Origin of the sequence: Mycobacterium sp. (genome assembly GCF_032161845.1) — a bacterium.
GTDB lineage: Bacteria > Actinomycetota > Actinomycetes > Mycobacteriales > Mycobacteriaceae > Mycobacterium.
This window is the reverse complement of record NZ_JAVRQA010000201.1, coordinates 1-8,099: the sequence shown is the minus strand read 5'-3', so window position 1 is coordinate 8,099 and position 8,099 is coordinate 1. Positions and strand designations below refer to the sequence as shown.

General features: G+C 66.1%; 11 protein-coding genes. 6 read left to right on the top strand and 5 right to left on the bottom strand.

Annotation, left to right across the window (positions count from 1 at the left end; genetic code table 11):
- The 4 genes from QOD90_RS11905 to QOD90_RS11890 all read left to right on the top strand — a co-directional run.
- The coding region (locus QOD90_RS11905) for a phosphatase PAP2 family protein (RefSeq protein ID WP_526349868.1) at nt 1-426 on the top strand (426 nt) is incomplete at its 5' end.
- On the top strand, nt 423-1,907 hold the full coding sequence (locus QOD90_RS11900) for a sensor histidine kinase (RefSeq protein WP_526349866.1): 1,485 nt from the start codon (nt 423-425) through the stop codon (nt 1,905-1,907). The genes QOD90_RS11905 and QOD90_RS11900, both read left to right, overlap by 4 nt.
- 319 nt (nt 1,908-2,226) lie before the next feature.
- Nucleotides 2,227-2,466: a hypothetical protein gene (locus QOD90_RS11895; protein ID WP_526349864.1), complete on the top strand. Its 240-nt coding sequence runs from the start codon at nt 2,227-2,229 to the stop codon at nt 2,464-2,466.
- A 489-nt stretch (nt 2,467-2,955) separates the two neighbouring features.
- Complete coding sequence (locus tag QOD90_RS11890; protein WP_526349862.1) at nt 2,956-3,516, top strand: hypothetical protein; 561 nt, start codon at nt 2,956-2,958, stop codon at nt 3,514-3,516.
- Here the strand turns inward: QOD90_RS11890 and QOD90_RS11885 are convergent.
- Both QOD90_RS11885 and QOD90_RS11880 read right to left on the bottom strand, forming a co-directional pair.
- On the bottom strand, nt 3,499-4,233 hold the full coding sequence (locus tag QOD90_RS11885; RefSeq protein ID WP_526349860.1) for a response regulator transcription factor: 735 nt from the start codon (nt 4,231-4,233) through the stop codon (nt 3,499-3,501). The two genes, QOD90_RS11890 and QOD90_RS11885, sit on opposite strands and share 18 nt — an antisense overlap.
- A gap of 64 nt (nt 4,234-4,297) precedes the next feature.
- On the bottom strand, nt 4,298-4,570 hold the full coding sequence (locus tag QOD90_RS11880) for a hypothetical protein (RefSeq protein WP_526349858.1): 273 nt from the start codon (nt 4,568-4,570) through the stop codon (nt 4,298-4,300).
- Between the two features lie 138 nt (nt 4,571-4,708).
- Between QOD90_RS11880 and QOD90_RS11875 the strand changes: the two genes are divergently transcribed.
- On the top strand, nt 4,709-5,290 hold the full coding sequence (locus tag QOD90_RS11875) for a Chromate resistance protein ChrB (protein ID WP_526349856.1): 582 nt from the start codon (nt 4,709-4,711) through the stop codon (nt 5,288-5,290).
- Here QOD90_RS11875 and QOD90_RS11870 read toward each other — a convergent pair.
- Both QOD90_RS11870 and QOD90_RS11865 read right to left on the bottom strand, forming a co-directional pair.
- The gene (locus tag QOD90_RS11870; protein ID WP_526349854.1) at nt 5,263-5,499 is read right to left on the bottom strand and encodes a hypothetical protein; all 237 of its coding nucleotides are present in this window, start codon (nt 5,497-5,499) and stop codon (nt 5,263-5,265) included. The genes QOD90_RS11875 and QOD90_RS11870 overlap by 28 nt on opposite strands.
- A gap of 2 nt (nt 5,500-5,501) precedes the next feature.
- On the bottom strand, nt 5,502-6,266 hold the full coding sequence (locus QOD90_RS11865; protein WP_526349852.1) for a COG4280 domain-containing protein: 765 nt from the start codon (nt 6,264-6,266) through the stop codon (nt 5,502-5,504).
- A 175-nt stretch (nt 6,267-6,441) separates the two neighbouring features.
- Here QOD90_RS11865 and QOD90_RS11860 point away from each other — a divergent pair, with 175 nt between their 5' ends.
- The gene (locus QOD90_RS11860) at nt 6,442-7,284 is read left to right on the top strand and encodes an alpha/beta fold hydrolase (protein ID WP_526349850.1); all 843 of its coding nucleotides are present in this window, start codon (nt 6,442-6,444) and stop codon (nt 7,282-7,284) included.
- 24 nt (nt 7,285-7,308) lie between these two features.
- On the opposite strand, the gene QOD90_RS11855 is transcribed toward QOD90_RS11860, so the two are convergent.
- Nucleotides 7,309-8,099: cation diffusion facilitator family transporter (locus QOD90_RS11855; RefSeq protein WP_526349848.1), on the bottom strand; the 791-nt coding region annotated here is incomplete at its 5' end.

The following is an 8,099-nucleotide window of genomic DNA, read 5'->3' as shown; positions in this document are numbered from 1 at the left end:
CGAACGGGCTTCGTCATCGTGGCGACCCTTGCGGTGGCCACCTGTCTGAGCACTGTGACAAAGGCAGTAGTCGGGGCGCAGCGCCCACCGCGGGCCACCCAGTTGCTTCTCGAGGTGGACCCGTCCTTTCCCTCGGGACACGTCACGGGAACCTTGGCGCTCGTCGGGAGCGTGGCGGTGGTCATCGGACGGGGACGGAGTCCGGCGATCCGGGCTGCGTTGGGGGTCGCTGTCGTGGCAGCCACCGCGCTGGTGGCGCTCACCCGCCTGTATCTCGGCGTCCACTGGCTGACCGATGTGGTCGGTGGGTCGTTGCTGGGCGGCGCTGCGGTGCTTGCCGGGTCGGCCACGCTCGCATCGGTGCAGTCCGGCGCGTTCGGGCGGCGCGCCGAGTCGCCGACGCCAAAGGTGAGCCGGGTGGCATGATCCGCACAGTCGCACCGCGACGGATAGCCACGGTTGGGGCGGGGAGGGGCCATGGGTACCACGCTGGTGGAGTGCCGTTGCCGCTGATAGGTCAACCAAGGACGTGGTTGCGGCCACGCTACTGGGGTATCTCGGCCCGTTCGGCGTTCGTGTCCGCGTCGGTGGTGCTGGTGGCATTGTTGGTGGCGGGTTCAGGCTTGTCGATCATTCTGTCCCGCTCGTTGCTGGCCGGCGTCGACGATGCGGCGGCAGGCCGGGTCAAGGACGTTGTGGCGGCACTGCAATTCGACACGGCGGCCGAACTTGACGCGGCGCTGATCACCACCGATCAGCGGATCGTCGCGGTTCAGGTGATTGATGCCAACGGTGCCGTGATCCAACACTCTCAGTCGGCACCCGACGCACCTTTGGTCGCGCCCAGCACCATCGGTGACAAGTTGCAGATCGGATTGCCCGACCATGCCTCGCCCGATGGAGACATGCGAATCAGCGGTCAGACCGTGGACGGCAAGAGCGGCCGCTACACGATCCTGGTCGGCGCAGGCAGTGAAGCCGTCGAGTCGACGGTCAAGACGGTTCTGGTGTTGCTCGCCGGTGCTGCGCCGATCGTCATCGCCGTGTCGGCGGCGGCCGCGTATCTGTTGGTGGGGCGATCGTTGCGGTCGGTCGACGCCATCCGGGCGAGGGTCGCCGACATCAGTACGTCAGACCTCGCCGAGCGTGTACCGGTTCCGAACAACTTCGATGAGATCGCCGCGCTCGCAGTGACCATGAACGAGATGCTGGCCCGGATCGAGGCAGGTCACGAAGCCCAACGCCGGTTCGTCGGGGATGCATCCCATGAGCTGCGCAGCCCGGTGACCGCAATTCTTTCCGCTCTCGATGTCGCTGCCGCACATCCCGAATTTCTCAACGAAGACCTCGCGACGTCCACCCTGCGGCCCGAGGCCGAGCGAATGGAGTCGCTCGTCGAGGACCTGCTGCTACTGGCCCGCGCCGACGAACGCGGACTCACGTTGCGGCGCAAGGACGTCGACCTCGATGACATCGCGTCCATCGAAATGGGCCGGCTCCTTCGGGAAACGACGCTGACCGTCGACGCGGATCTGGTTCCGACCCGTCTGGTCGGCGATCCAGGGGGACTCTCGCGGGTGTTGCGCAATCTGCTCGAGAATGCGGCGCGCCACGCCACGTCGCGGGTCGAGCTTCGCGTCTACCCCGACGGAGACAAAGCCGTCTTGACCGTTGCCGACGACGGTCCCGGCATCCCCGAGGCCGATCGCGCGCGAGTGTTCGACAGATTCGTCCGGCTGGACTCCGCCCGCGCGCGCAGCGGCGGGGGCACCGGTCTTGGGTTGGCCATCGTGTCCGAAGTCATTGCCGCGCACGGGGGTACGGTTACGATCGGTGACCGACCGGATGGTGGAGCGCTCATGACCGTTCAGCTACCGCTGGCGTATTCGCCCGACTCCAGCCGGTAGCCGGCACCACGGATCATCGAGGTGTTCTCAGCGGCAGCACGGGGCCCAATTCCAGATCGTTTCGGTCTCGCAAATCTGGCCGGTTGCCTATGAAGGGGGCTTCGCGGCGGCAGCGGCCTTGGCGGCGGCTCGCCCCTCCGGACTCGCCGCGGAGAAGCCCGCTTTCGTGGTCGACGCTACTTGATTCTCACAATTTAGAGAAAGAGCCACCGTCGTACCAGCTGTCGAGTGGGAGCCCCTCTGGGCCACGCTCTCGTTGCGCTGGCTCACCACCAAGCATTTCTCCTTGGACAGTTGGTCGCCAACCGTTACCGCAACAATGGCTTTGAATCCTGCACCGCTCAGCGCTGCCGAAGCGTCGCCGTACGTCTGGCCGGTAACGCTGGGGGCCGCCCCCGCCGCCCCCGCCGCCCCGGTCGACATCAACGACATCAACGACATCGCGGAAGTGAGCGCCGCCGCGCTGGCAATTCGAACGATCAAGGTGTGCATCGCGCCGACCAACCTCCCGTGCCGATCGAATACCGCGTTCCGCGGGTGGACGCGGGTGCGCCCTTGACACGTATGGACTGTGCTCTCGGCTGGCTTAAGGAACGCTGAGACGACGAACACGCGAAAACAGTTAGTGGACAGTCACATCACAGCTTCTACACATCGCAGTCCCTGCCAGGTTCAGCGGTCTCTCAGGGGCGCCGGTTTAGCGTTGGCAGTGCAGCGAGGTTGCTGCCGCCGTGTCTCCTCGGATGCGGCCCCACGACGTTGGGACGGGAAGTGCGATGAACAACGCAGAATCAAACCGGAACGCCGCGCGTTTTCGCGCCGCCTTCGCCGCGGTCGGTGGCTGTGCTCTCGTGGCCATGGTCGCGTTCGCGCTGGCGCACCCACAACCTGGCGGCCGCACGAACTTACAAAGTGTTGGTCCGATGCAAACAGGCGTGACGACGAGTGAAACTGCTGCGACGGCGTCGACGGCCGCGGCAACCCTGGCCACTTCGGAGGCCACTCCGTCGGTGAAGGCCACGCCCGAGTGGGGCCAGCCGTCCGAACCGTGACCCGAGCGTCGGCACTCGCTGCATCAGTCGCCGTCGTCGTGGGCGCCGTGCTTGCCGGGTGCGAAACGGGCGGCACCGCACCGGAGAACAATCCACCCGGTCACGTCCCCGACACTCAGGCGTACGTGACGTTCACCCCGCCATTGGGCCCGTTCACGGTGTCCGTACCCGAGGGGTGGGCGCGCGGCACCAACGGCGGTGCGACGGTCTTCACCGACAATCTCAACACCGTGAGCATCGAGACCCGTCCAGTCGCCGTCGCACCCAATACCGAGTCGGTGGCTGTCGACGAACTCCCGGCCATCGCGTCGTCCACGCCCGGCTACCGTCCCGGCATGATCACCGCGGTGCGTCGAAAGGCCGGTCAGGTCATCCTGATCAGCTATCAGGGCTCATCACCTCCGAACTCGGTCACCCACGAAACGTGGACTGACGCGTTCGACCGCTATGAATACTGGCGCGCCGGCAACGTCGTGATCCTGACTCTGTCCGGGCCTGTTGGCGCCGACAACGCGAAGGCGTGGCGCACCATCGCCGATTCACTGCAATGGCGGTGACTCCACAGAGGGAGCACCGGTGACCGCTCGGCTACCGCTGGGGTATTCGCCCGAATCCAACCGGTAACCGGCACCACGGATCGTCTGAATCGTGTTGGTACCAAACGGGGTATCGATCTTGCGCCGAACGTATCCGACGTATACCTCGACCACGTTGTCCGGGCCGGAGTAGTGGGCGTCCCACACGTGTTGAAGCATGTCGTGCTTGGTGACGACGGTGTCCTTGTGGCGCATCAGGTATTCCAGGACGCCGTACTCGCGGGGGGTCAGGTCGATCGGAGTTGACTCGCGCTCGACGACGCGACGCGCTGGGTCGAGTGAAAGGGTGCCCGCAGTCAACACGACCGGACGATGCGGTGCCCCGCGACGAACGAGTGCGCGAAGGCGCGCCAGCAGCACGATGAATGCCGCCGGCTTGGAGAGGTAGTCGTCGGCGCCGAGGTCGAATGCGTCGGTCTGGTCGTAGTCACCGTCCTTCGCCGTCAGCATCAGGACAGGCGTCCACACTTCCCTGGCGCGCATCTTGCGGAGCACCTCATAGCCGTTGAGCCCCGGCAACATGATGTCGAGCACGATCACGTCGAAGTTGTTCTCCGTCGCCTCCCAGAGGCCGTCGACACCGTTGTCGGCGTGCACGACTACGAAACCCTCGGCCCGCAGACCCATGGTGAGGGTGGCTGCGAACCGGGGCTCGTCCTCCACTATCAGGACCTTCACGCATCTCATCCTTCGCTCGTCGTGCAGGTGTCACCAGTGTGGGCGGCTCAGTGGAGATATGCCGCTAAGGAATGGGCGGTGCCACGGGTGTTGGCGCGTCCGGCGTGTCACCTGGTTCCGGGAGATCGGGCTGGCCGGGAACGTCGGGAGCGTCGGCCTGGTCGTCGACGTCACCCGGCTCTGGCGTGTCGGGCACGCCGGGGATGTCGGGACCATTGCTCGACGGGCCCTGCGGTAGGGGTCCGCTCGCCGTGTTGGCAACCGCAACCGCGCCCGCGCCTGCGAGTAGGAGCGCGGCAGCCACGACTGCCGCAGCGATCTTTTGACGTCTCTGCACCTTCGTGTTCTCCTCTCGCGGCGCCGCGGGAGTGCGCCGCCGTTGAAGGCCACGGTCGCAACGGGTCGCTGTGAAGACGCTGAGGTAGCTTCCGAGGGGAACGCTCATAGCGCCGTGGGGGTCATGCAGACTGAGCAAATGAGCGGCGCTGAGGACGATCCCGAGGATGGATCGCCGATCTCCGGTGACGATGACAAGTGGCTGCTGCTGATCTATCGGATCCCCGCCGAGCCGACCCGATTGCGGGCCACCGTCTGGCGGCGGCTCAAGTCGCTAGGCGCGGTGTACCTACAGAACTCGGCCGCGGCCCTACCGGCTCGCGACGGGGCCGAGCGCGCCCTGCGCAAGCTACGACGCGAGATTCTCGAGATGGACGGTTCCGCGGTGCTGCTGGCCTGTTCGGCCGTGGCCGGCGGACCCGGCGTCATAGCGCAGTTCGAAGCCGCCAGGGACAATGAGTACGAGGAGATCCTCGACAAGTGCCTCGACTTCCACGCCGGTCTCGAGAAAGAGTACACGGCAAATCATTTCACCTACGGTGAGCTCGAGGAGAACGAAGTCGAGCTGGTCAAGCTGCGCACCTGGTACGAAAAGGTGCGGACCCGCGATGTCTACGGCGCACCCAAGCGGTCGGAGACGGCGCAGGCTCTGGACGCCTGCGGTGAGGCGTTGGAGCTCTATGCCGCAAGGGTTTACGTCGAAGAGGACGAAGGGCGATGAGGTGCCGGCTTGCGCCGTGTCACCCGGTAGATGCTCACCGGAAGTGCTACGCCAACGGCCGCGACCAGAATCCACCACGGAGCAACGCCGCTTAGCTTGTTCGCCATGATGGTGGCGACGAGGGCGACCGCAACGGTCAGGGCCACCCGCCAGTCGTCGCCGACGATGAAGTCGTACCAGAACGCACAAAACGCACGGAGCTTGTCCATTATCAATCTCCCAGGGCCACGGTGGTTTTGGTGGCAAGTGGAGCCCGACGCCTGAACAGGGCCACCAACGCCAAGGCGTAGAGGGCGACGGCGGGGATCAGGACGAGCAGCGCAATGTCCTCGCCCGGCCAGTGCACGCCCGCCCCCTCCGCGCCCCAGAAGATGCCGAAGGCCGTGAGCATCACCCCGACGGCGAACTTCATGGCGTTCTCCGGGACCCGGGCCAGCGGTGCCCGGACGGCGAATCCCGCGATCGCCACCAGCGCGATGGCGGCCGCGGCGGCGAGGACGGCCAGCGGAATATTGCCCTGGTTGGCTCCGAACGTCAGCGCGATGAACGCGACTTCGACACCTTCCAGCACCACGCCCTTGAACGACAACGTGAAGGCGTACCAGTCGGTGACCATGGCCCGGCCGGCGGTGGGCGCCGCTTGAGCCTCGGCGATGGTGGATTGATACGCCAGGGTCTCGTCGTGCATCGCCTTGTGCCCGCTGGCCCGCAGGATCGCCTTTCGCAACCACTGCAGCCCGAAAGTCAGGAGCAGTCCGCCGACGAAAAGGCGCAGACCGTTCAGCGGGATCAGCGAGATCGCGGGCCCCAGCGCCGCGATCACCACCACCAGAATGAACAGCCCGGCGAGTGCTCCGGTGATCGCCGAGCGCCAATCTCGGGCGGTGCCCGCCGCGAGGATGATGGTCAGTGCTTCGACGGCCTCCACCAGGCAGGCGAGGAAGACCGTGATGAAGAGTGCTGCCGAGCCGCTCACCGTCAACCTCCCGAAGGTCTGGGGACATCGAGCGTGGTTGCCCGAACGTCAAGCATCAATGGTAACGGTCGTTAGAAATTGCGTGTAACGACCACGAAACTACCCGCTAGCCGGTATCGCAACTGGTGGGCAGCGTTGCCGACACCGGCCGGCCAAGGCGACGAGGGTCTACGACATGAAAGCCACCAAGTCCTTCGCCTCGATAGCCCTCGGCGCCGTTGCCGTGACGGTGATCGCCGGCTGCTCGGCGTCACCGTCGCCGACGCCCGCGGCTTCGTCGTCAACGGCCCCGGTCCCCGCGTCGAGCGGCGTCAAACCCACCGTCGTGTTGGTGCACGGCGCGTGGGCCGACAACTCCAGCTGGGACGGCGAGGTCGCCGAACTGCAGAAGGAAGGCTACGACGCACGGGCGATCTCCAACCCGCTCGAGAATCTGACCACCGACGCCGAGTCCGTGAAGGGCTTCCTGGCGACCGTGAAGGGACCGATCGTGCTGGTGGGCCACTCCTACGGCGGAGCCGTCATCACCAATGCCGCCGAGGGCAATCCCAACGTGAAGGCCCTGGTCTACGTCGACGCGGCGGCACCCGACGTCGGCGAGACCAACGGGTCGCTGAGCGGCGCCGACTCCATTCTGAAGACCACGCCCGAGGACCAGTTGTTCGACAAGCTGCCCTCCGCCGGCGCTTCGGACCTCTACCTGAAGCAGGACGTGTTCGTCCGTTACTTCGGCAAGGACCTGCCGGCCGACGTCGCCACCCGGCTGTGGGCCACGCAGCGAGTCGCGTCGACGGCAGCCTTCGAGACCCCGTCGAAGTACGCCGCCTGGAAGACGATCCCGTCGTGGTACTTCATCAGCAGCGGCGACCAGATCATCACCCCGACCTCCGAGACGGCGATGGCCAACCGTGCACATTCGACGATCACCGACTTCGACGGTGGTTCACACCTGACACTGATATCGCACCCGGACGCGGTCACCGCGGTGATCAACTCCGCGATCGCCTCGGTGCACTGAACCGCTCGAATTGTTACTCGGCTGCTACGTCCCGCGGTACGACTGGCCGTGCGGTTCGACGCAGTGCTCGTCGGGGTCTTCGGCGCAGACGTGGTCGACCTGAAGCGTCGTGTGGTCGATGTGATGCTGGTCGTGCAAGATCCGTTCGAGTTCACCGCGGATGGCGTGACAATCGGTGCCGTCGCCGACGATGACGTGGGCGGATAGCGCGGCCTCACCCGAGGTGATCTCCCAGATGTGCAGGTCGTGTACTTCGACGACCGAGCCGACGGCGGCGAGCTCGGCACCGACGGCGGCGGGGTCGACGCTCTTGGGCGCGGCCTCAAGGAAGATGCGCCCGGACGCCCGCACCAGACTCCAGCCGGCCTTGATCATCAGCGCCGCCACGATCAGCGCCGCGATCGCATCGGCCCTGGCGAAACCGGTCAGCCAGACGACGGCGCCGGCGATCGCGGTGGCGATGAACGCGTACAGATCGTTGAGGATGTGCTGGTATGCGCCCTCGACGTTGAGGCTGGAACGATTGGCGCGGCTGATGCACCACGCCGCCGCGACGTTGACGACGATGCCCACCAGCGCGGTGAGGAAGACCAGCAGTCCTTCGACCTCGCCAGGATCGAACAGGCGACGGACGCCCTCGAAGACGAAGTACGCCGCCAGCAGCAGCAGCGTGATGCCGTTGGCCTGTGCGGAGAGGATCTCGGCGCGCTTCAGGCCGTAGGTGTAGCCGCCGCGAGCCGGCCGAGCGGCGAGCCGGATGGCGATGAGCGCCAGCACGATCGACACGGCGTCGGTGAGCATGTGCCCGGCATCGG